This window comes from Bifidobacterium sp. UTBIF-68, assembly GCF_006408855.1.
Classification (GTDB): Bacteria; Actinomycetota; Actinomycetes; order Actinomycetales; family Bifidobacteriaceae; genus Bifidobacterium; species Bifidobacterium reuteri.
Genome location: NZ_JFAN01000030.1, coordinates 1 through 23,818, shown reverse-complemented (window position 1 = coordinate 23,818; position 23,818 = coordinate 1). Strand labels below are relative to the sequence as shown.

Sequence of the window (23,818 nt, the reverse complement as noted above, 5' to 3'; positions counted from 1 at the left end):
TTGCACAAACTAATAAGTCCAAATTAGCTTCGGTTCGAGCGCGGGCGCGGACCTGCCAGCTTCTCCAATGGCACAGGATCCCACGTAAACACATGATCTGAACCCGCACGGTGCAACGCCGAAGATACCTGGCCGAAGAACCTCGATTCAGCGACAGCGCCGTCAAGCGTCTGCGCGTACGCTTGGAACACTTTCCAATCATGCGCGAGCATCACATTATTGCGCATCGTGTCTTGCACGTGTTGGTATTGATGGTGCATGCCCTGATACTCCATGCCTACGCGATATTCGGGCCAACCCATGTCAATGAAACATGCCTCGGGACCGTCATGGTCGATTGCGGAATTCGCCACGCACTCGGGCAAGCCGTACGCCCTGCCCTTCAGCCTCATACGTCCTTCAGCGGGCGAATCAGTATTAGGGCAGGCAAGTTTCAGCGCCCATTGCGCCTCGCGGACACCGGACGCGCCCTTGGCAGACGCGACAAAAGCTTCCAAATCCTGAGGCGTGGCTCGTCTGAGTTTCTGATCGCGGCACATCAGCGAATCGGCAAGAAGAATACGATCCTCCAGCGAACAGCATGAGGCGATATGCACGAATGTGGCCGCAGGAGAGGTACATCGCACGCCAGCGATGGTGATTATCGCACCGGCATTATTCAGCGGTTTCCAGGAGTGGCTCACAGCACCGGCATAATTGCGCACCTGCTTCGGCTCCGGGAATACGATATGCAGCACGTTGGCGTCGACAGTGCAAGTTTGCGGAGCCTGACGCCCCATAAGCGCCAGCGCTGTGGTCAGGCAATATACCAGACTCCGACCGACGCGCTTGTTGAGCTCGCGGCAGCGCGCCAGCATATCTTGATTAACCTCCCATGCGTCGTGGCGCATGATGTTACTGCGGCTAGGCTCGCTGAAAAACTCATACATATGCTGATTGTCCTCGCATACGAGGACGGCAGGTTCAGCTGTGGGCTATGTTATCTGCGATTTGCCTGCGAGTTGAAGCAACGATTCTCCCACGTTGACGAACGGAATGGCTTAATTGCAGCAGAATGGGTCGGTAATAGGCAGAATCGTTGCGCTTAGTGAAGCCCCAAAAGCAACGATTCTGCCAACAAAACTGTATCAACGGCATAATTGCGCCAGACTAAGGCGAGGATCGGCAGAATCGTTGCGGGTTAGAAACAAAAAGACCGCCTCACGGGCGGTCTTTATCGGCTTTACGCGGTCAACGCCACGCTCAGGCACATCCTGCGTACAGCCGCGTGGGCCGCGCGCAGGATCGATCAGCCGAAGCGGCCGGAGATGTAACGCTCGGCCTCTTCGTTCTGCGGGTTGTTGAACATCGTCGTGGTGTCGGCGAAGTATTCGAGGTGACCGGGCTGGCCAACGGCCTTCAGGTTGAAGAAGGCGGTGTAGTCGGCGATACGGGCGGCCTGCTGCATGTTGTGGGTCACGATCACGATGGTGTAATCGTCCTTGAGCTCGTTGATCAGATCCTCAACGGCCAGAGTGGAGATCGGGTCAAGGGCGGAGCAAGGCTCATCCATCAGCACGACCTGCGGGTGCACAGCTACAGCGCGGGCGATGCACAGACGCTGCTGCTGACCACCGGAAAGGCCGATGCCCGGGTTGTCCAGACGATCCTTGACTTCGTTCCACAGGTTGGCGCCGCGCAGAGCCCACTCAACCAGGTCATCAGCGTCGGACTTGCTCAGGTGCTTGTTGTTCAGACGGACACCGGCGAGCACGTTCTCGCGGATGGACATGGTCGGGAACGGGTTCGGGCGCTGGAAGACCATGCCGACGTCACGACGCACGGACACAGGATCCACGTCCTTGTCGTACAGGTTCTTGCCTTCGAGCAGGACCTCGCCCTCAACGTGAGCGCCGGGGATGAGCTCGTGCATACGATCCAGGGTGCGCAGCACGGTGGACTTGCCGCAGCCAGAGGGGCCGATGAACGCGGTGACCTTGTTGGCCTCGATGTTGATGTTCACATCTTCCACAGCAAGGAAGTCACCGTAGTAGATGTTCTCGTGGTTGACGTCAATACGTTGTCCCATGATGTTTCCTTATTCCTTATTGTTGAACGGTTTAGCGCTCGGTCTTGACTGCGAAGACCTTGGCGACCAGACGGCCGATCAAGTTCAAGAGCAGCACGATGATGATCAGCACAAGTGCGGCGGCCCAGGAACGTTCCATAGGAATGGTGGTGACGCAGGTGGCGTCGGCACCAGCCGGGCAGTTGGCGTTGAGCTTTGAGTATTCCTGATAGACGTACACAGGAAGGGTGGTCATCTGGCCGGAGAAGAGGTTCACGTTGGTGCTGGCGATGTAACCTGCGGTCATCAGCAACGGTGCAGTCTCACCAATCACACGTGCGATGGCGAGGATGCAGCCGGAGACGATGCCTGGCAGAGCGGTACGCAGAACGATCTTGGTGATCGTGCGCTGCTTGGTGACACCCAGAGCCAAGGAAGCCTCACGAAGATCGTTCGGAACGATCTTCAGCATCTCTTCACAGGATTTGACCACGGTCGGCAGCATCAGCAGGGACAATGCCACAGAACCTTCAAAACCGTTGATGGTACCAGGTCCGAACACGATGGTGAACATCGAGAATGCGAACAAACCAGCGACGATGGAAGGAATACCACTCATCACATCGACAAGCAGCGAGATGGTCATGGCCAGCTTGCCGCCGTGCGCGTACTCAACCAGGTATACGGCGCACATGATGCCGATCGGGATGGAGATGACCATTGCACCAGCAGTGATCTCAAGCGTACCGATGATGGCGTGGAGAACACCACCGTAGCCACCGGACGGGGTCGGGTTACCACCGACCACACCGGTCATGTTGTAACCGAGGAAGTTCAGGTTCAGACGCTTCGCACCGTTGACAATGGTGGTCCACAGCACGGAAACCAGCGGGATGCAGGCGATGACGAAGGCCAGCGCGATGATACCGGTCATCACGTAGTCCTTGATCTTACGAGCCTGCTCGGAGGAACGGGTCGGGCGGAACTTGTCGAAGTCAATGACGGGCGCGCCGTCAAGGTTCTTCTTCTTGGTTGCTTCAGCCATCAGGCACCCGCTTTCTCAGTGATCTTACGAGCCACGAAGTTCACGACGAAGGTGATGAGGAACAGGATCAAACCGGTTCCAATCAGCACGGACACGCCGAGGTCGTTGGCTTCAGGGTACTGCGCGGCGATGTTGGCTGCGATGGTCTGGCTCTGGGAAGCCTGCAGCAGCTTGATGGAGTAGCTGAGGCCAGGAGACAGAATCATCAAGACGGCCATGGTCTCACCGAGTGCACGACCGAGAGCCAGCATGGAGGCGGACACGATACCGGACTTGCCGAACGGAATCACGGCGAGCTTGATCATCTCCCACTTGGTGGCGCCGAGGCCATATGCAGCTTCCTGCTGCAGGGACGGCGTCTGGAGGAAGATATCACGCGACATGGAGGTGATAATCGGCAGCACCATGACGGCGAGCACCACGGCGACCGTACCCACGGTACGCTGCGGGTTGGCGGCAGGACCTGCGAAAATCGGAATCCAGCCAAGGTGGTTGGCCACCCAGTCCCAGAACGGGTAAATGGCGGGAACCAGAATCAGGCCGCCCCACAGACCGTAGATTACGGAAGGAATTGCGGCGAGCAAATCCACCACATAGCTCAGACCAGTGGCGATGTTCTTAGGCGCATAGTGCGAGATGAACAGTGCGATGCCGATGGAAACGAAGAAGGCGATGATCAGGGCGAGGATGGAGACCAGCACGGTGCCGAACAACAGCGGGAGCACATAACCCCAGAAATTGTTCGCCTTGCCACCGGTGAAGTTGGAAACAGTCTCATTGTTCGCGGCCTGATCGCCACCGATGAGCGGCCATGCGCGGAAGAAGAGGAAGAGGAATACGGCGGCAAGCACCACAAGAATCAGGATGCCGCAGCCATACGCCACACCGCGGAACACCTTATCGGCGGTTTTTCCGCCTGTGGGTGCGAGAGCCGTTTTGTCTTGCGAACTCACGGATTCTCCTTATATGAAGGAATTGACAAAAACGATTGCGAGCTGAGCCATGTGGGAAACATGTCCTTTACCCGCTTTGAGCCGCAGCCGTTTACTACGACTGCGGCTCAAAGTTTCAGACCAATGAATTGGTCGTTTTTCAGTTATCCTGAATCAATGAATCATGCGGTTGTGCAACCGCCGTGAGTCACTTGGTCTTGATGGCCTCGATGGACTTGCTGATCTGGGAGGTCAGGCTGGACGGCAGCGGAGCGGAGCCAGCGGCATCCTGAGCGGCCTTCTGGCCTTCCTCAGAGGTGACGTAGGTCAGCCATGCCTTAGCGAACTCGCCCTGCTTGGCGTCCTTGTAGGCCGGGCAAACGATGTCGTAGGAGACCAGCACGATCGGGTAGGCACCCTCGGCTTCGGTGGCGTGGTTAATCTTCACAACCACACGGTTGTCGCCCTTGGCGGTGTCGTCAAGCTCGGAGTCGCCGATGACCTTGGAGCCAGCCTCAGCGGAGATCTCGTTGTAGGAGTCGCCGACCTTGATGGCGGCGGTGCCGAGGTCGCCAACCTGGGAGAAGTCAGCGTAACCGATGGTGCCGTCGGCCTGCTTGACGGTGGAAATCACACCGGAAGTGCCCTTGGCGCCCTGGCCAACCTCGTTCGGCCAGTTCTCGGAGAGGTCGTAGGTCCAAGCGTCAGGAGCCTGATCCTTGAAGTAGGAGACGAAGTTCTGGGTGGTGCCGGACTTGTCGGAGCGGTGCACAACGGTGATCGGGGTGCTCGGCAGCTTGAGGTCCTCGTTCTGGTCCTGGATGGCCGGGTCGTTCCAAGTGGTGATCTTGCCGTCGAAGATCTTGGCGGCGGTAGCAGCATCGAGGTTGATGTGCTTGCCGGCGTCGGAGATGCCCTTCAGGTTGAAGACGATGGCAATCGGGGAGATGTAGACCGGGACGTCGAAGGCCTGGCCGGAGGCGCAGACAGCCTTGGACTTCTCGATGTCGTCATCGGACAGGGCCTTGTCGGAGCCGGCCCAAGCGGTGGCACCGGTCAGGAAGGTGGTCACGCCAGCGCCGGAACCGGTCGGGTTGTAGGCGATCTTGGCGTCAGGGTTGGTGCCCTGGAAGCCGGCGATCCAAGCTTCGACGGCAGCCTGCTGGGAGCTAGCGCCAGCGCCCTGGAAGTCGCCGGAGACCGGCTCGGCCTTGGTAGCGGAATCGGTGGAAGAAGAGTTGTTGCCAGTGGAGGCAGTGTTGTCGCCGCAGGCAGCGACAGTAGCGAGCATCGCGATGCCGGACAGAGCGGCAAGGGAGCGAACGAGAATGTTCTTCTGCATGATGTTTCTTATTCCCTCTATCAGTAAATCTCGGGCAGGAAAACCCACCCGGTCAACTCATGACATTTACTAGAGTATTAGCCATTGAGAGGGGCCAAAACCGAAATCAGTAAACAGAAGATGAACACTCGAGCATATTTGAAACTACACGAAGCATGTGTAGTTTCCGTACTTTGTTTCACTCCGTGGGCTTGTCGATTTTGTAGCCGAGTCCGCGCACGGTCGTCAGATACTTGGGATGAGCCGGGTCCTCTTCGATCTTGGAGCGCACACGCTTGACGTGCACGTCAAGCGTCTTCGTATCGCCGACGTAATCGGAGCCCCAGATGCGATCGATGAGCTGATGGCGGGTCATCACACGTCCCTTGTTCTGCATCAGGTACTCGAGCAGCTCGAACTCCTTGAGCGGGAAGAACACGGTCTCGCCGCGCACGGTGACCTGATGCTGGCCGACCTGCATGGAAATGTCCCCGCATACCAGCGGAATATCATCATCCACGGCACCGGTGGACTGGGCGGTGGACTGATTGCGGCGCAACACGGCACGGATGCGCGCCAACAGCTCGCGGAACGAGTACGGCTTGGTCACATAATCGTCGGCACCGATCTCCAGTCCGACCACCTTGTCGATCTCCGCGCTCTTGGCCGTGAGCATGATAATCGGCACACGGCTTTGTTCGCGGATACGACGGCACAGCGCAGTGCCGTCAATGCCCGGCAGCATCAGATCAAGCAACACCATGTCGATGCCACCCTTGGTGAACAGTTCCAAGCCCTCCTCACCGGTGGCCGCAGCAGACACGTCATACCCCTCGCGTGTAAGTTGATAGACCAATGGTTCGCGATAGGATTCCTCGTCTTCGACGATAAGAATACGTGTCATAGTGGCCTTTCTCGGGTATGTACCCGGTCGGGTAAGCGCAAAATTCTCAGATACCATCGTAGCCATCCCCTCTTCGTTCTCCTGCCGTTTGCCTAAAGTACGTAATTTATTAGTATGCGCTACATGAAGAGAATTTGCGAAAACACCCTGCCAAGTCATGATCTCCGCAATCGCCGCCCGCGCACATCGGACTGTGGCGTTCGCCGGGCCTCGCCATGAGCGGGGTTCCTGACAAATCGACGCTTCTTCAGCGCTTGGAAGATTCTGCCTGTGAGCCGGCCTTCCGACTGAGATCTGTCAGAAAAGCGAGACCAGCCGTTCAGGACGCCGATTCCGTCATCTTTCCGCCGGCATCATCATCGGGCACCGGCGATGCGGGCCCGGAAGCGGAGGAATCCACAGCGATGGAATCCACAGCGGAGACAGTTGAAAGACTCCCCTGCTGCACCGACTCCTCCTCGGGGGCAGGCTCCTGCTCAACGACGGGGTCGGACTCAGGCTCGGCAGCGGGCTCAGGGTCGAGCTCGGCAGCGGGCAATTCGATGGTGAACGTCGACCCCTCGCCTTCACGGGACCACACGGAGATGCGTCCGCCATTTTCCTGCACGCAGTGCTTGGTGATGGCGAGTCCCAGCCCCGAACCACCGGTCTGGCGCGAACGCGCAGGGTCGACGCGGTAGAAACGCTCGAAGATACGGTCCAAGGACTCTTCGGGAATGCCGATGCCCTGATCGACCACGCGAATGGTGACCTTGCCATTGCGCTCCGCGACATCCACGGCCACCGTGGTGTGCTCGGGCGAATAGTGAATGGCGTTCTCCACCAGATTCTTGACCGCCGTCTGCATGGCATCGGCATCCGCCTTGATGTAGAGATTCCGCGCCGACTCGGCATCAGCCGCGGAAGCGTCGGTGGCATCAAGCGGCGTCGAATGCCCGTTGGCGTTGAGACGGATATCCACATGGTGAGCCTCCGCCTGCACCTGATTGTCGGCGATCGCAGCACGGGCTATGTCCAACGCGGAGATGCGCTTCGCATTGACCACCCCCTGAGAGCTTTGCGCCCGCTGCAGATCGATCAGGTGATGCACCAGCTCGGTCAGTCGCGCCGACTCCTTGGATATGCGGCCGGAGAAGTACCGTACGGCATCCGGATCATCGGCGGCATCGGTGATGGTCTCGGCAAGCAGCGCGATCGCTCCTGCCGGAGTCTTCAATTCATGGGAGACGTTGGTCACAAAATCACGCCTGACAGCCTCGAAACGACGCTGCTCGGACATGTCGCTGATGAAAATGGCATACAGATCGTCGCCGATATCGCCGATGCGCACACGCAGATACAGGGTGTTCGATGGCCTGAGCTGCCCGGCTTCAATACCTTTGCCGGTGATGGTCGAAGGGAACGGGCTACGGTCCACTGGCAGCTGGACTTCACGCTCGCGCACACCCCCGTCCGAGGCGGCCTGGGTAAGAATGTCTTCGACTTCGCGCGAATTGATGCGCTTGCCCGAGACGAGTCCGAACGGCGCAGATCCGGGGCTGGCGTACTGCACCTGTCCGTTCCGGTCGGTAATGATCAAGGCTTCCGGCATGACCTCTATGAGACGACGCTCGGTGGGGCGAACGGGTACGTCCTCGCCGAACAGTGATTTGGCGTCCTTATCGGAGGCGAGGGCCTCCTCGGCCGCGGCCCGCCCGGAGGCACGCCCTTTGCCGTACGAGATGACGATGGCCCACGCCATGCACAATGCGACCAGCACCAGAATCACGATAATCTGCCAGAAACTCATGATTCCTAGAGTAAAACGTCTCTCATGTAGCACACGAAGCCGACTACGTAAGTTCGCCTACTGTTCATTTGAGGAGACGTGCAGCGCCAGGACCACGGACGCCAGGCACTGGCTGCAGGCGACGCCATATGCCGCGCAACCCATCCGACTGCTCGATGCATCGCGCTCGCATCAGCAATACCGGGCCAGCACAAACCACATCGACACAAACCACATCGGCACAGGTACGAAAAAACGGCGCCGCCACGAATGGCGACGCCGTTCATTCGACGGTCAAGGTCAGAACGACCTCAACCATACGATCACAGCTCGTAATCCTTATCCTTGCTTTCCTTGATGAGGAACAGGGCGAGCAGGGCGAGCGCGGCCATGATGGCCATGTACCAGCCCACACCGGCCACGCCGAACTTGGAGGAGACCAGAGCCTGGGCGATGGTCGGGGCGAACGCGCCACCGAAGATGGCGGCGAGGTTGTAGCTCAGCCCTGCGCCGGAGTAACGAACATGCACCGGGAAGAGCTCAGGCAAGTAAGCGCCGCATGGGCCGAACAGGCCGCCCATGAGCACGAAGCCGACGCACAGGAAGATCATGATGTGGGCGGCGGAGTGCACGAGCAGCAGCGGGGTGAAGAAGCTGAAGACCAGCGTGCCAGCAGTCACCACGAACAGGACCTTCTTGCGGCCCACCTTGTCGGCGTAGACGCAGGAGACCACGATGAAGATGGCGAAGAACACCACCGAGCACATCTGCATGAGCAGGTAATCGCTCTGGCTGAACTTCAGGCCCTTGACGCCGTAGGAAAGGGACCAGGTGCCGAGCACATAGAACAGGGTGTAGGTGATGCCCATGGCGACCGTACCCAGCAGGACTTCCTTCCAGTACGGCAGGAGGTCACGCAGCGGGTGCTTGGAGGTGCGCTTCTCAGTGTGCGCCTTGCGGAACACCGGGGTCTCGGACATGCGGGCGCGCACATACAGGCCGATGATGACCAGCACCGCGGAGCACAGGAACGGGATACGCCAACCGAAGGCGATCATCTGCTCCTGGCTCAGGTTGGACTCGAGCAGCAGGTTCAGGCCATAGGCGCAGAAGAAGCCGATCGGGGCGCCAAGGTTCGGGAAGGAGCCGTAGAGCGCACGCTTGTCGGCCGGGGCGTTTTCGGTGGCCACGAGGGCGGCACCGGACCATTCACCGGCGAGGCCGACACCCTGGCATGCGCGGCAGATGCACAGGATGACCACGGACCACGGGCCGATCTGGTCATAGCCAGGCAGGCAGCCGACCAGGAAGGTGGCGATGCCCATCGTCATCAGCGCGATGACCAGCGTCTTCTTGCGGCCCATCTTGTCGCCGAAGTGGCCGAACAGCATGGAGCCGAACGGGCGAGCAAGGAAGGACACGGCGAACGTGACGAACGCCATCAGGGTGGCGAGCGCCGGGTTGGACTTGGCGACGCTCGTGAAGAAGATCATGCCGAAGTAGCTTGCCGCGGCGATGGAATAACAGTAGTTGTCGTAGAATTCGATGGCCGTACCGACCATGGAAGCAGCGATGATCTCAGGAACCGAATCCTTCTTCACGGGTTCCTGAACGGCTGCGGTTGCAGTTGCAGACATTATGGTTCTCTCTCCTCATGCTGCGAATCAGCGTTTGCATACGCTGTCCGTACATACTTATGCAGCATGTGCCATGGCTGCGGTTGGCATGCCATGGCTCACAATTCAAAGCACAACGACAGGCATGCGGAGAGGCGTGAATCGGCTTGTGGCCACAACGACGTCCCCACACATCGCTGTGCCTGATGTTCGAGTATGGACCTTGGCTGCGGACGAGAGCCTGAATCGTTCACATTGTGAACCTACGGGCCTATAGGCCTATGGGAAAGACCTGTGAGCACACAATCCGTCGCCATATGATGACGCCCCTCATGAAGAGGGGCGTCATCAGAGCGTCATCAGTCCATCATCAGGGCAGCCGAAGCCAAGAGAATCACAGTCGCTTGACGATGTCCACGGCAAGGCGGGCGGCAGTGTCGGCGTATTCGGAGATATCGAACTCCTTGAACACCTCGTAATCGGTATCGGCATTGTCGGAGAGCGCACGAATCACCAGAGCAGGCACATCGTTGCGGGCGGCGACCTGCGCCACGGCGGCACCTTCCATCTCCACAGCGTCGGCACCGGTTCGGCGAATGACCTCCTCGACCTTTTCGGGGGTGTCCACGAAGTAATTGCCGGAGGCGATGATACCGGTGATGTGGGTGATGCCGGCATTGGCGAGCGCCTGATCGGCGACCTGCAGCAGGTGCGGGTCGGAGAAGAATTCCTCGACCGGCTTGTCTTCGGTGCCGGGCTTCCACTGTCCCACCAGACGCATATCGGTATCGAGGTAACGCAACGTACCACCGAGCACCACATCGTTGATATGCAGATGGGTGTTGAGATTGCCGGCGATTCCGGAGAAAATCACGGCATCCGGCGCAAATTCATCGATGAGCAGCTGGGTGGTGGCCGCGGCATTCACCAAGCCCATGCCACCCACCGTGGCGGCGACCTTGATGACGTCCGAACCGAACGAGTCCACGGTACCCACCGCGATGTCCAGACTGCCCTTGGCGATGTGGGTGACGTGGGTGAGCGACTTGGCGATCAGCGCCACTTCCTCATCCAATGCGCCAATGATGGCTACCGTTTTCATACCCATATATAAGTTCCTTTCACGTTATTACATCTCAGACTAGAAGAACTACCCCTCAGTCTCACTACGTTCGACAGCTCCCTTGACAAAGGGAGCCAGAAGGAAGGTCAGTGCCAGCGACGGGTGGCGACGGCGTCGGCCAGCTCGCGCAGCAGTGCCTCGGTATCCGGCCAGCTGATGCAACGGTCGGTGATGGATTTGCCGTAGACCAGCTGGTCGAGAGGAGCGGCCGGCTGATTGCCGCCTACGAGGAAGCTTTCCATCATGATTCCGGTGATGCCGCGCTCACCTGCCGCGATGCGCCGCGCGATGTCCCGCACCACTTCAGCCTGACGATGCTCGTCTTTGCCGGAGTTGCCATGCGAGCAATCCACGATCAATCCATGTGACGCGGCGGAATCCGCCGGCATTTCGTCGCGGATCGTCTCCATGGCCTTGGCCACGGACGTGGCATCGTAATTGGGGCCGTGAATGGAGCCACGCAGCACCACATGGCAGTCCGGATTGCCGAGTGTCTCCACGGCACAGGCACGGCCCATATGGTCGATGCCGAAGAAGGTATGCTGCTGGGACGCCGCGAAACAGCCGTTCACCGCCGCCTTGACCGAGCCATCAGTGGCGTTCTTGAAACCGATCGGCATCGACATGCCACTGGCGAGCTGACGATGCACCTGGCTTTCCGTGTTGCGCGCACCGATGGCACCCCAGCTCACCGCATCGGCGATGAACTGCGGGCTCGTCGGCTCAAGGAATTCCGTTGCGGCAGCCAGACCTTCATCAAGCACACCGAGCAACGTCTTGCGTGCCAGCAACAGGCCTTTGCGGATGTTGTGGGTGCCGTCGATGTCCGGGTCGTTGATGAGCCCCTTCCAGCCGACCGTGGTACGCGGCTTCTCGAAGTACACCCGCATGACGATGAGCAGCTCGCCGTCGAGCTCGTTCATGACTTTCGCCAGTCTGTGGGCGTAATCAAGCGCAGCTGCCGGGTCATGCACCGAGCACGGACCCACAATCACCAATAGACGATCATCCTGCCCATAGAGGCAGGCGCGGATCTCGTCACGCGAGTAGGCGACGATCTCCTGAGCATGCGCGCTGAGCGGCAGTTCCGCTAGCACTTGGGCCGGCGTAGGAAGCGGCTCAAGCTCCAGCACCCGTCGGTTGACGATACGGCTGACGCCGACCTGATCCTCCCAACGCGGCACATCGGTGGCGACAAGCGGATTCTTCCCCTCATCCATCGCCTGCCGGATGGCCCGAAGCTCCTCCGGCGTGTTCAACGGCTGGGGATGGACCGGTGATGTCTGCTCAGCCAGGTTCTGGCCTTGCTGCTGCTGCATGTTCTCTTCTCCTTGTGCACTATCTTCCCCAAGAATAAAGTGTCACAGGAACAAACAAACCCTCAAACACACTTCAGCGCCTCAGCGCGCCTGCAGTGCGCCCTTCTGCTGCAAAACGCTCACTGAGCACTGTTCAGTGAGCGTTTCTTGCAACAAAGTACCTTATCGCTGAAGGTTGCGACGGGCGGTGACCGCGTCGGCCAGCGTATGCAGCAGCTCGTTGGTGCGGTCCCACGGCACGCAGGCATCGGTGACGGACTGTCCGTAGACGAGCTGGTCGAGCGGCGCGGGCTTCTGATGGCCGCCTACGAGGAAGCTTTCCATCATGATGCCGGTGATGCCAGGCTCGCCGGCGGCGATGCGCTCGGCCAGCTCCTCGACCACTTCGGCTTCGCGGTTCTCATCCTTGCCGCAATTGCCGTGTGCGGCGTCGATGACCAGACCATGTTCGCTCGGACCGGACGCCTTGGAAGCCTTCAGCGCGGCAATAGCCTGACGCACCGATTCGGCATCATAATTCGGACCGGTATTGGAGCCGCGCAGAATGAGATGGCAATCCGGATTGCCCTTGGTCTCAGCGGAGATGACGCGCCCATCGAGGTTGATGGACAGGAAATGATGTTCGAACCCGGCCGTGTAGCAGGAATCGGCGGCAGGCTTGATCGAACCGTCGGTGGCGTTCTTGAAGCCGACCGGCATCGACAGGCCGCTGGCCAGCTCGCGGTGAACCTGGCTTTCCGTGTTGCGCGCACCGATGGCACCCCAGCTGATCGCATCGCAAATGTACTGCGGAGTGATGGGGTCAAGCCATTCGGTGGCGGCGGGAAGGCCGAGGCTCAGCACGTCGGTCAGCACCTTGCGGGCGAGCCACATGCCCTTGCGGATGTTGAAACGGCCGTCCAGGTCAGGGTCGTTGATCAGGCCCTTCCAGCCGATGGTGGTACGCGGCTTCTCGAAGTAGACGCGCATCACGATGACCAAGCGGTCTTCAAGCTCGCGCTTGACGGCGGCCAGTTTTTCGGCGTATTCATGGGCGGCCTTCGGATCATGGATGGAGCACGGGCCCACGATAACCAGCAAGCGGTCGTCACGGCCGTTCAGCACGTCTCGGATCTCCTGACGGGAGTGAAGCACCAGCTCGCTCATCGCGTCGGTAAGCGGCTGCTCCTTGAGGAACGCGCGAGGCGCGGGAATCGGGTCAAGCTGGCGGATGTTGATGTCCACGGTCTCCGGAAAGACGGCCTGCTCCCCCAAACGACGCTCGTCTTCGGAACTGTCCGGACCACGAAGTGCTGCCATGCCGACTCTCCTCTCTTGCTCTCCGAATGATTCAAGCATGCGAAAACGTAAGTCTACCTGTGCGTCTGCCGATATGGAAACGTCCGGCCGTTTTGTGGACGGCCGGACGTTTGCGGGTTGGGTGGCGGGCCGGCGGCTTAGGCATACTAGCGGTCTGTCTCACTAATAATTGAGCACTCTTCTCGTGTCTCTCCCCCAGTCAGCTTCGCTGACAGCCCCCTCGTCAGAGGGGGCCGATACGGCTTGTATGGCTCCCCTTGTCAGGACAGCACCGTGAAGCAAACAGCGAAGCTGTTTGTAGGTGCTGTGCGAGCCGACAGGCGAGCCAGTTGAATGCGCGCGTAGCGCGTCCGAATTTGCAGGACGAGCTGTCGGCGTAGCCGACTGAGGGGTAGTCGTCAGAGGGGCCAACACCACTCAGACAATTACGAGACGGACCACTTGTTAGCCAATGCGCTCCGCGCCCTGCAAGAACGGAGCCGCCTACGGCGGCACTCAGCATTACCTTCGCCGTTCCTCGTGGCCTATCGGCCCCGAGCCGCGCCTGTGGAAAGCCCACCGGGCTTTCCACTCAACGGCGCGTCGGCTCAGGCGCGCTTGCGTTTCACGCAAGCGCGCTCCGCGCCCACCGCCGGCCTGTCGGCCGGAAGCCGGGAAAACAACCCACTGGGTTGTTTTCTATTCCCGGCTTTTCGCATTGGCTGATGCGCGCTTCGCGCGCTACTTAGCCAATGCGCCCATCGGATCCCATGCGGGGAGCATGGTGGCAGGCTCTTCTAGGGCCTTCTGATACTCCTCGGGGAGCATGGCCTTCGGAACCGCCACCTCGTAGACGTACTCGGTGAACCAGTCGTCGGACATGGTGAAGTAGCCCTTGTCCGCAATCTTCGAACCCCAGGAATTCTCGACGCGCCAGCGGCGGGTCGTGGTGCCGTCATCGGCGACGTCCACGCCGGCGAAGGCCATGGCGTGGTTCATCGCCGAATCGGCGAAGCGCACGCGGGCCTCCTTGTCGAGGTCGAAGTCCACGTCGTACACCTTGCCATACTCGAACAAATCGGTGGCCCAAGAGCCGTTCTCGCGGTCCATGAACGGGTGGCAATCGGCGCCGAACCAGACCGGGATGCCCTGTTCGACCAGGATCTTGCGCACGCAGTCCTTCATGAACTGGTTCGGCACGTTCAGGTATTCGGTCGCGTCTCCACCGGCCACATTGCCCAGATGCTCGATGCCAATCTTCTTGCCCTTGGCGTGTTCGGCGCGCGGGTCGTCCACGAGGCACACGTAGTCCTCAAGGCCGGCAGGCCCCACGTACTTCTGCCAGAATTCGACCGGCGTGATCTCGCCGTCACGGTGGAACTCGCCGTCGGCGTCGGTCCACTCCCAGTCGAAGGAGACCGGCGGCTCACCGAGGTGAATGGTCAGGATGCGGTGTCCGGCAGCGGTGGTCTCGGCCACGATCTCGTCGGTCTTGGCCTGATCGCCGGCCGCCGCATACAGGTGTGCCACGGCGGTGTGCAGCAGGTGGCGCAGCTGGGTGTTCATCGCACCGGTGTTCTTGGAGGATTCGGTCTCCGGGAACAGGTCCTTCGGCACGGCACCATACTTCTTGTACACATTCATGGCCATCGTCCACTGGCCACCGTCGCCCATCACGTCGGCGAGCAGATGCTGCATCAGACGGGAGTCGGCAGGTTCGCCGGCTGCCACCAGTGCGGCCACATCCTTGAGGAAGTAGTTGACGCGCTCGAGCTTATCGTAGTACATCGCATAGTTCTGGGAGAACTCGAACTCCTTGAGGTTCATGTTCTTCTTGGCGATGAAACGGGCCACGTTCAACGAGCTGAACAGCCAGCAACGGCCGGAACGGTCCTGATGGGTGGCTTCGCCGTTGTCGACCACGGTGGAGAAACGACGCTGCAGCAGACGTGCGCGGTCGTAGTTGCGCGCCACCTTCTCGATGCCGGCGGCGGTCACCGCGTTCATGGCCAGACGGTTGGTGCCGTCGGCGTCGAATTCGTCACGCAGGGCGTGCAACGCTTCGCCGGTCAGAGGCGAGAGTTCACTCATGTCTACTCCTTCTTCGGATTGGTGCGCTTGTGGCGCGTGTTACAACGATTGCGGCACCCGGCTCAACGCACAGGTGCCGCAAGTTCTTGTCTCTAGCAGTGTAGCCGGCCGACCGTAAAAGGCTTCCGCACATCAGCTGCAGGTATTTTGTGTACCTGTACAACCAGCTGCAGGTATTTTGTGCTTCCGTACGCTCAACAACCGGCTCTATCGAGACACAAATTACCTGCACCCCCTTTTCATGTACCTGTATTACCTGCAACATTCTGCTGAAATGTCTCTGTTTTACCTGCATTCAGCGGAACAGCGCATATCATGTCCCCGTAATAGGCCATAAATAGACACAAAATACCTGCAGCACGACCTGCAACACGATCCACGATGGAGGTTTGCAGGTATTTTGTGTATAGATATGCAAAAGCCCGGCACCTGGCCGGGCTTGGCATGATCAACGAACCATATCAGTAGTCATCAATGGCTGTCAACGGCTATGCAGCACTCGGTAAGAGCCTCGGTGAGGCACTCTTCGAGGACCGTAACCACGCTCACTGCTGTTCCGCGATGGCCACGGTGGGCTGTTCGTCGGCGGACACAGCGGCCTCGTTCGCAGCCTCGGCCTCGTTCGACTGCTCGGCAGGCGCAGCATCTGACTCCTCGGCGACGGCCTTGGCCGGCTCGGTCACGGTTTCGCCTTCCACCGGTGCCGGCACCGGATTGACCACCGGCAGCGACGTTTCGGCCGCGTTCTTGGTGGCCTCGAACGCGAATCCGGAGAAGGCCTGGGCGAACATAGAGCGCAGTTCGGAAACGCGCTGGGTGATCGTGGCCTCACGCTCCTGAAGATCGGCGATGTGCTTGGTCAGGCTGTCCAGCTCGCTCTGGGCGGCAGCGCGACGCTCCGCCACCTGGGCGTCAGCGTCCGCACCGGCCTTATGCACGATGGCGGCAGCCTGGGCATCCGCTTCCTGACGCTTGTTCGCTGCATAGGAATCGGCTTCTTCGCGGGTGGTCTTGGCCTGCCCCACCAGCTCGTCGGCCTCCTTCTTGGCTGCCTCGCGACGCTCCTCCAAGTGCTGCAACAGTTCATTGACCTTCTTGGTGGCCTCGTCCTGCTGGGCGGCGATATCGTTGCGGATCTGCTCGACTTCGGCGCTGACTTGGCTGATGGTATTCGTACGGCTGACCTCGGCCTCGTCGGTGATCTCCTGGGCCTTGGACTTGGCGGCATCAATGATCTCACCGGCCTTGCGCTGCGCCTCGGTCATCATCTTGGAGACCTGTTCACGCACATCGGCGAGCTTCTTGTTCGCCTCCGCAAGCGCGGCCTCGATCTGATCGTTGGAATCGGACTTGAGCTTGGAGATCTCCTCGTTCGCGGCCTTGCGCTGCGCGGCGATCTTGGCGGTGGCCTCGGCCTTCATGTCCGCCAGCTCGCGTTCCTGGGAGGCGCGCTCGGAGGACAGCTTCTTGTTGTGCTCCTCGCGTGCGTTGCTCAGCTCAAGTTCCACGGCCTGACGCTGCTCGGTGATGTTCTTGGTGGTCTCGGAACGCAGCTGATCGGTCTCCTGCTTGGCCGAAGAGGTCAGGGAGTCGGCCTGGGTGGTGGCGTTCTGCAGGATGGAGGATGCCTTGGCGTTGGCGTCGTCGAGGATGTGCTGTGCATCCAGTTTGGCATTGTTGAGCAGCGTTTCCGCCTGGGCCTGGGCGGCCATACGAGTGGCGGAGGCGTCCTGCTTGGCGCGGTTCAGCAGCTCGGTGCTGGTCTGTTCGGCGGAGGCGAGCATCTGCTGCGCGTTGGCGCCGAGCGATGCGAAGCTGTTCTTCTGTGGCTTCTTGTTGCGTTCCTCCTGCAACTGCGCCTGCAACTGCAAGATGCGATCATCGTCCGCGGCAATCTGCTCACGCATGCTGGCCAACGTCTTCTGAGCCTGGTTCAGGCTGTTCTGGGCGGCGTCGAACGCCAAGTCGACCTTCTCTTTGTCATATCCTCGCAGCACCACCGGGAAACGATCCACCATGGCTGATTATCCTTTCACATCCAATAGCCTTTGGCTTGTCCTTGATGCACTGTACCGCATACGGATGATGGATACAGCCATCGATATGCAATCGTTACAATGCGTGCGAACGATGTTCTAGTTTCCCGCGGCAGCAAAGTCATGACGACCATGGCGACACCGCGGCGGTCCTGCGCGTTCAGGCGATGAGAATGTCCGAACTGGAGGGGTTGAGATAGTAGCGCACGGTTTCGCGCACCACGTCACGCCCGGCTTCGATCTGCTGCTCGAGCGGCAGACCATGCTGCGACGACTGCTCGGGACGTACCGGCGGGAAGCTGACGAATCCGCCCAGCACGCGGTCTTGCGTATCCATCCAATTGAGCAGGTTGTAGAACAGCGAATTGCATACGAATGTGCCGGCATCGGAGCTCAGCGATGCGGCGATGGAGTCATCAGTGAAATCCTGCAGAATCGAGCGCAACGGCAGCCGGGTCCAATAGGCCGCAGGACCGTTCGGGTCAATGGGCTTGCGGCGCGGAATCACATTGTCGGCATCCGGGCGCTCCGTATCCATCAGATTCGTGGCGCAACGCTCAAGCATCACGCTGCGGGCGGAATGCTTGAGCCCTGTGGCGATGACGATATCCGGATGGGTGGCTTCGATGCCTTCCTTCAGCATGGGCCAGGCCTTGGCGAAACTCACCGGAAGGCTGACCGCGTGAAACTTGACTTGAACTTCGTTGAGCACGTCGTCCGGTCCGGACGGCTCTCCAAGGCCTCGTTCGGCGATCGCCTTGGGCACCTCGTATGCAGGGTTGATGTCCACGTCAGCATAATGGTCGAATCCGGATATCACCACATTAAGTTCACGCATATCACACAGTGTAGCCGCCTGCGACTACCGCATCTGGCCCGCGGCCTGGGCAAGCAGCGCATGCATGCGCGCGCGGGCCTCCTCCTTCGGGTCGCGGCCCTCGATCTCCTCGGCGATGCGCTCGGCGGTGGGGATGTCCTCCAGCGTGGTGATCTTGAGGTTGGTCTCCGCGCCGGAGACGATGGCCACCGGTTCGTTCGGCAGGTAGTCCACCACCACGCGCGTATCGTCGGTGGGATGGAAGTCCGGGTCGGCGGCGGCGAGCTCATAGGCCTTGCGGATCGTGGAGAACCGGAAGGACTGCGGCGTCTGCGCGCGGAACGTGTTCGGACGGTCCGGCACGGACCTGACCACTTTGAGATCGCCCAGATCCTCGGTGAGCAGCACGGTGTCCGTGGACGCATAGGCCACGGTGGCGGCCTTGAACTGGTCGAGGGCGTCGATGGATCCGTCGATCGCCGACTGCTGGACGAACGGACGCACGGCGTCATGGATGAGAATCTTGGCGTCATCCGGGATTCCGGCCTGAGCCAACATGTCCAGGGCCGCAGCAGTGGAATCCACACGTTCGGCACCGCCGTCGATCACCACACGCACCTTGGCGTATCTCCGCTGGTCGATCAGCGATTCGACTTGGGAGCGCACTCTGCTGTTGACCACCACGACGATATCGCTCACGCGTGCGCATCGCTCGAACGCCTCAATGCTCCAGCACACGATAGGCTTGCCACCCACAGATACCAATTGCTTGGGATTGTCAGGGTCGAATCGCGTGCCGAATCCCGCGGCGAGCACCACGGCCACCACCGGCGCGGATTGCGGGGTCGCGGCTTGGCCGGCAGACGATGATTGCGCAGACGTCTGCACAGTCGCGTGCGCAGACGCGCGCATGGTGGAAGTATCGATTTCTCTCTCAGTCATAGGCACCACCGTAGGGTGAGGGATACCCGTTCGTGACCTGCGTCACTCTATTCTTTACATTCTTTACCGAATGTGCTCGTGATTCGTGCACTATCCACACATTGCGCATGTGCTATTCGTGCATCGTCCGTGCACTATTCGCGCACGACGAGAGCAAGCATGCGGCCTTCGTGGGACTTGCCCGCCAGCGAGGCGCGGCGATGCGAATACCAGAGCGGGTTTTCGAGCGTGCACATGCTGCGGTTGATATGGGCGATGCGTTCGGCGAGCGCCGCCGGTCCCTCGCCATCAGTACGGCACAGTTCGGCCAGTTCGGTGTCTTCTTCCAGATATTCGGTGGCGGCGTGCACGCGCGGCATCGAATCGACGACCTGATGAACGCCCGCGAACGCCAGATCGATCATCGCGGCCTCGGCTATGTCGATGCCCGCTCCACCGAAGCGGGTTTGGGTCTTGGTCAGGGGGAATCTCTTGACGAACTGATCGGCGATGTCATCGCCCACCTCATAGCAGTCGCCGCAGATGCGCGGGCCCAATGTGGCCACGATGCGGCTCGGCTCGGCACCTTTGAGCTTCATCAATTCCACCGTGGCGCCGATGATGCCGCGTTCCAGACCGCGGCGTCCGCAATGCGCGGCGCCGATGATGCCGGCCACCGGGTCGGCCATCAATACCGGCAGGCAGTCAGCGGCGAACATGCCCAACGCGATGCCTCGCCGGGCGGAGACCTGACCGTCGGCGTCAATGACCACGGCACCGCCGTGTTCGGCATCGGTGTTTCCGGTCGCCTCGTCGGCAACAAGTCCCGCGGCAGACAGCGCATGACGCGTACCGGAACCGTCGAAACCGAAATCGGTGTTCACGGCGTATTCGTCGGTATCGACGTCCACCGCGACGCCGGAATGCACTTGGGACACCAAGGACAGCGGCGCGCCGACCGCTTCGGCGAGCGCGATGCGGTTGGACAGCACGGCCTCCGGCTCGTCGCCGGATTTGCCACCGAGGTTGAGGTTGCCCCAATCGCCTGTACTGAGGCCGCCGAGCCTGGTGGTGTAGACCACCTTGACGCCGGGCGCCAATGCAATCGGGATGGTCACCGGAATCGGACGCCCTTCACGGTCGGTGGAGCTGATGGCGTTGGAGTCAAGGATTTCGTCACTGTATTCGGTCATGGTCATTCGGCTTTCAACGTGGGTTTCTTGGTGCGGGAGCGGATGGCGGCGTTAATCGGCACCTGGTGCGGGCAGGGCATCGAGAACACGTGCGCGGGATTGTTGATGGCGGGGACGGGCTGGCCATCGGCATCCCGCAGACCTGCGTCCGGCACGGTGAACACCAGCGGCTGTTCACCGGGCAGCAGGAATTCGACTTCCTGGCCCGGCTCGATCTTGTTGCGGCTCATCAGCGTGACGCGACCGCCTTCGTCGGCGCTCCAGCTCAGCACCTCGCCTACCACCATCCACGAGCGGAAGTAGGCGGAGCGGTCGATGTTCTGCGTCACCTTGTGTTCGGGATAGTAGAACCCAGTGGAGTAGTCGCGATGGGCGACTTTGTCGGTCTCCTCAAGCAGCCATCCGGGCAACGTCACGTGCGGGGCGGGACGGACCGCGGCATGCTTCCAATCGCTCTCGATGACTTCCACCGCCGTGTTGGATTTGCGCCGGGTGGAGCGGGCGTGCGCGCTCATGCCGTCGGGCTCGGCGACGGCGACGACATCTGCACCGGCACCGGCACCGGCACCGGCACCGGACTGTCCTATCACGGTGATGCCCGGACGCTCGTAGCCGTCGTCCGCCACACCGGCGAACGCCTTGTCGGCGTTGCGCATCACCTGATCGCCGGCATCATCCGAGCCGAACGCGGCCATCACCTCGGCATAATCGGGATCGGACGGGCGGACCACGCGGTCGTGGAACGGCTGCAAAACCGTGCCGTCCGCCGATTCGAACCCGCGCTGCACCATGTATTCGTTGACCGCGGTCTTATAGGCGTTGGTCATCGCGGCGATGTAATACGCGCTTTTGGCGCGGCCTTCGATCTTGAGGCTGGTGGCGCCGGAGTCGATCAGGTCATCCAGGTGATCGAGCATGTTCATGTCCTGCGAATTGAACAGGTAGGCGCCGTCCTTGGTCTGCTCGATCGGATAGTACTTGCCGGGGCGCTTCTCCTCCACGATCGAATACTTCCAACGGCATGGCTGCGCGCATTCGCCATGATTGCCGTCGCGCCCGGTCAGATAGTTGGAGAACAGGCAGCGGCCGGAGAAGGCCATGCACATCGCGCCATGGACGAAGCACTCGATGTCGAGGTCGTCGGGGATGTTGGCGCGGATGTCGCGCACGGCCTGCAGATCCATCTCGCGGGCCAGCACCACACGGCGGGCACCCAGCTCATAGAAGGCGTTCGCAGCCTGATAATTGGTCACGCCAGCCTGCGTGGAGACGTGCAGCTCCAGGTTCGGCGCCACCTGACGGGCCATCATCATCACGCCGATGTCGGAGACGATCAACGCGTCCACACCGGTGTCCTTGAGCTGGCCCACGTACTCGCGCATCGCCTCGATCTCGTTGTTGCGCGGCAGTACGTTGCAGGTCACGTACACGCGGGCGCCGCGCGCATGGGCGTAGCGCGAGCCCTCCTCAAAGTCCTCGAGGCTCAGGTTCTTGGGGGCGGAGCGCATGCCGAACGCCTTGCCGCCGCAGTAGACGGCGTCGGCACCGTAATCGACCGCGGTCTTGAGCCCCCTCAGATTGCCGGCTGGCGCCAGCACTTCGGGCTTCTTGCGTGTGGGAATGGTCATCGTCGTGTTCATCATCGCAATAGTGTAACGACGGGTCTGTAATGCGCGAGCTTCTTATGGACGGGTACCGATAGGCTGTGTGACATGAAGATTGATATCGTGAGCGTATTCCCCGAGTACTTCGAGGTACTGAACTTGAGCCTGATGGGCAAGGCGCAAAGCAAGGGCCTTCTGGAGATCACCGCCCATAACCTGCGCGACTGGACGCATGACGTGCATCATTCGGTGGACGACACCCCGGTGGGCGGCGGTGCCGGCATGGTGATGAAGCCCGAGGTATGGGCGGAATGCCTGGACGACCTGCTGGAACTGGAGCCTCCCTCGGAAAACGGCCCGGCGGAGGAACTCGCATTCCCCTCCTCGGAAGCCGAGGATTCACCTGATGAAGCGATACTTGACTTCTCGGAAATTCGCGACGATGCGCTTCTGGATGAGGACGCTGCGGATGTGATGGATCGTGATGCCACCGTCGAGCCCGACGGAGGCAGTGACAATGGCGCAACGAACGGCACCGACATGGCACCGACTCAGGAATCCGCCCCAGTGCTGATCTTCCCGAATCCGTCCGCTCCGCTGTTTACCCAGCGTGATGCCACCGAGCTCAGCCATGCCGGCCATCTGCTGTTCGGCTGCGGACGCTATGAAGGCTATGATGCCCGCATCCCCGAGTACTACCGCGCGCAGGGCATCGATGTGCGCGAGTATTCGATCGGCGACTATGTGCTGAACGGCGGCGAGGTGGCCGTCTCCGTGATGCTGGAGGCGATCACCCGCCTGATGCCGGGGTTCATGGGCAACCCCGAATCGATTGTGGAGGAATCCTATACCGGCGAAGGCGCACTGCTGGAGCACCATCAGTACACGAAGCCCGCGGTGTGGCGAGGCATATCCGTACCGGAGATCCTACTGTCCGGCGACCACGGCAAAGTCGACCGGTTCCGTCGCGATGAGGCGCTGGCCCGCACCAACGACATACGGCCGGACCTTATCGAAGCCCTGGATTGCAAGGCGCTGGACAAGGCCGACCGTAAAACACTGATGTCGCTGGGCTGGGAGGTTTCCGCCGCCCACCCGCGGCGACTGGGCTGATTGTCTGGCGAACCGCGTCTAGGATTCGGCGACCACCGAGGCCTCAGTAGCTTGCTCGGCGGTGTCGGCGGACTCTGCGATCGGCTCGATGTAGAACACGGCGGTTTCGCCGTAGTTGCGGCGCTCGGTGATCGCCCAGCCCTCAGGCGCTGCGGGATCGTCGGAGCGGATCGAACGTTCCAGCATGATGACCGTGCGCTCGTTGGTGGCATCTCCGGTGGCCAGATCGGCGAGCAACTGGTTGCATTCGTCGGTTCCATAGGCGTAGGGCGGGTCGATGAAAATCACACCGAACGGCTCCCCGAAGCCTCCGGCCACCGTTTCGGCCTTCTTCACCAGCACACGGGCGTTCAGATCGGCGCTCCACGAACGGTTGCGCTTCAGGTCGGCGAGGGTCTTCGAGATCAGCGCGGCAGCCGGGCGCGAGCTTTCCACCGCCACCAGTTCGCGAGCGCCGCGGCTCAGCGCCTCGATGCCGAGCGCGCCCGTACCGGCGAACAGGTCGAGCACGCGGGCGTCATCCAGAACTCCCCACGAGTCGAGATGGGAGAAGATGGCCTCCTTGGTCCGATCGGTGGTGGGGCGGGTGCCGGTTTTCGGGGTGGCCAGGGCCACGCCTTTGAATCGTCCTGAAATTACGCGCATGTTCACCAGCTTAGCCCAGTCAACAACAAGCTGCAGGTGAAACAA

General features: G+C 60.7%; 18 protein-coding genes and 1 pseudogene. 1 reads left to right on the top strand and 18 read right to left on the bottom strand.

Annotated elements, in window-relative coordinates; translation table 11 throughout:
* Window positions 1-23: 23 nt before the first annotated feature.
* The 17 genes and pseudogenes from BW14_RS09030 to BW14_RS08950 form a co-directional block, all read right to left on the bottom strand.
* Window positions 24-857, bottom strand: coding sequence for a hypothetical protein (locus BW14_RS09030; RefSeq protein WP_140490355.1), 834 nt, complete (start codon window positions 855-857; stop codon window positions 24-26).
* Between the two features lie 431 nt (window positions 858-1,288).
* Window positions 1,289-2,068, bottom strand: coding sequence for a phosphate ABC transporter ATP-binding protein PstB (gene pstB, locus BW14_RS09025; protein WP_044089148.1), 780 nt, complete (start codon window positions 2,066-2,068; stop codon window positions 1,289-1,291).
* Window positions 2,069-2,099: 31 nt separating this feature from the next.
* Window positions 2,100-3,092 (bottom strand): phosphate ABC transporter permease PstA, encoded by a 993-nt coding sequence (gene pstA, locus BW14_RS09020; RefSeq protein WP_140490352.1) that lies wholly within the window; start codon window positions 3,090-3,092, stop codon window positions 2,100-2,102.
* Window positions 3,092-4,045 (bottom strand): phosphate ABC transporter permease subunit PstC, encoded by a 954-nt coding sequence (gene pstC / locus BW14_RS09015; protein WP_044089151.1) that lies wholly within the window; start codon window positions 4,043-4,045, stop codon window positions 3,092-3,094. Before pstC ends, pstA begins: the two co-directional genes overlap by 1 nt.
* A gap of 187 nt (window positions 4,046-4,232) precedes the next feature.
* On the bottom strand, window positions 4,233-5,366 hold the full coding sequence (pstS, locus tag BW14_RS09010; protein WP_140490349.1) for a phosphate ABC transporter substrate-binding protein PstS: 1,134 nt from the start codon (window positions 5,364-5,366) through the stop codon (window positions 4,233-4,235).
* Between the two features lie 178 nt (window positions 5,367-5,544).
* Complete coding sequence (locus tag BW14_RS09005; protein ID WP_044089153.1) at window positions 5,545-6,249, bottom strand: response regulator transcription factor; 705 nt, start codon at window positions 6,247-6,249, stop codon at window positions 5,545-5,547.
* Between the two features lie 490 nt (window positions 6,250-6,739).
* Window positions 6,740-8,038, bottom strand: a pseudogene (locus BW14_RS09000) (sensor histidine kinase); the annotation flags it as partial.
* A gap of 302 nt (window positions 8,039-8,340) precedes the next feature.
* Entirely contained in the window at window positions 8,341-9,654 is a 1,314-nt protein-coding gene (locus tag BW14_RS08995; protein WP_044089154.1) for an MFS transporter, read from the bottom strand.
* Between the two features lie 373 nt (window positions 9,655-10,027).
* Window positions 10,028-10,741, bottom strand: coding sequence for a 5'-methylthioadenosine/S-adenosylhomocysteine nucleosidase (gene mtnN, locus BW14_RS08990; protein ID WP_081886464.1), 714 nt, complete (start codon window positions 10,739-10,741; stop codon window positions 10,028-10,030).
* Between the two features lie 101 nt (window positions 10,742-10,842).
* The gene (locus BW14_RS08985; RefSeq protein ID WP_044089155.1) at window positions 10,843-12,075 is read right to left on the bottom strand and encodes a 3-deoxy-7-phosphoheptulonate synthase; all 1,233 of its coding nucleotides are present in this window, start codon (window positions 12,073-12,075) and stop codon (window positions 10,843-10,845) included.
* 162 nt (window positions 12,076-12,237) lie between these two features.
* Window positions 12,238-13,374 (bottom strand): 3-deoxy-7-phosphoheptulonate synthase, encoded by a 1,137-nt coding sequence (locus BW14_RS08980; RefSeq protein ID WP_044089156.1) that lies wholly within the window; start codon window positions 13,372-13,374, stop codon window positions 12,238-12,240.
* A gap of 720 nt (window positions 13,375-14,094) precedes the next feature.
* A complete protein-coding gene (locus BW14_RS08975; RefSeq protein ID WP_140464585.1) occupies window positions 14,095-15,444 on the bottom strand; it encodes a C1 family peptidase in 1,350 nt (449 codons plus the stop codon).
* Window positions 15,445-15,989: 545 nt separating this feature from the next.
* Window positions 15,990-17,462, bottom strand: a complete 1,473-nt coding sequence (locus tag BW14_RS08970) for a cell division protein (protein WP_140464587.1) — start codon at window positions 17,460-17,462, stop codon at window positions 15,990-15,992.
* Window positions 17,463-17,640: 178 nt separating this feature from the next.
* The gene (locus BW14_RS08965; RefSeq protein WP_140464589.1) at window positions 17,641-18,318 is read right to left on the bottom strand and encodes a pyroglutamyl-peptidase I; all 678 of its coding nucleotides are present in this window, start codon (window positions 18,316-18,318) and stop codon (window positions 17,641-17,643) included.
* A 24-nt stretch (window positions 18,319-18,342) separates the two neighbouring features.
* A complete protein-coding gene (locus tag BW14_RS08960) occupies window positions 18,343-19,209 on the bottom strand; it encodes an IspD/TarI family cytidylyltransferase (RefSeq protein ID WP_140464595.1) in 867 nt (288 codons plus the stop codon).
* A gap of 164 nt (window positions 19,210-19,373) precedes the next feature.
* Window positions 19,374-20,411 (bottom strand): polyphenol oxidase family protein, encoded by a 1,038-nt coding sequence (locus tag BW14_RS08955; RefSeq protein WP_140462816.1) that lies wholly within the window; start codon window positions 20,409-20,411, stop codon window positions 19,374-19,376.
* Window positions 20,412-20,413: 2 nt separating this feature from the next.
* Complete coding sequence (locus BW14_RS08950; protein ID WP_181162365.1) at window positions 20,414-22,039, bottom strand: U32 family peptidase; 1,626 nt, start codon at window positions 22,037-22,039, stop codon at window positions 20,414-20,416.
* An 84-nt stretch (window positions 22,040-22,123) separates the two neighbouring features.
* Here BW14_RS08950 and BW14_RS08945 point away from each other — a divergent pair, with 84 nt between their 5' ends.
* Entirely contained in the window at window positions 22,124-23,128 is a 1,005-nt protein-coding gene (locus BW14_RS08945; RefSeq protein WP_044089182.1) for a tRNA (guanine(37)-N(1))-methyltransferase, read from the top strand.
* An 18-nt stretch (window positions 23,129-23,146) separates the two neighbouring features.
* Here the strand turns inward: BW14_RS08945 and rsmD are convergent, their stop codons facing one another.
* Window positions 23,147-23,773 carry a 16S rRNA (guanine(966)-N(2))-methyltransferase RsmD gene (rsmD, locus tag BW14_RS08940; protein ID WP_181162363.1) on the bottom strand — a complete coding sequence of 209 codons (627 nt, stop codon included), beginning with the start codon at window positions 23,771-23,773 and terminating at the stop codon, window positions 23,147-23,149.
* Window positions 23,774-23,818: the final 45 nt, after the last annotated feature.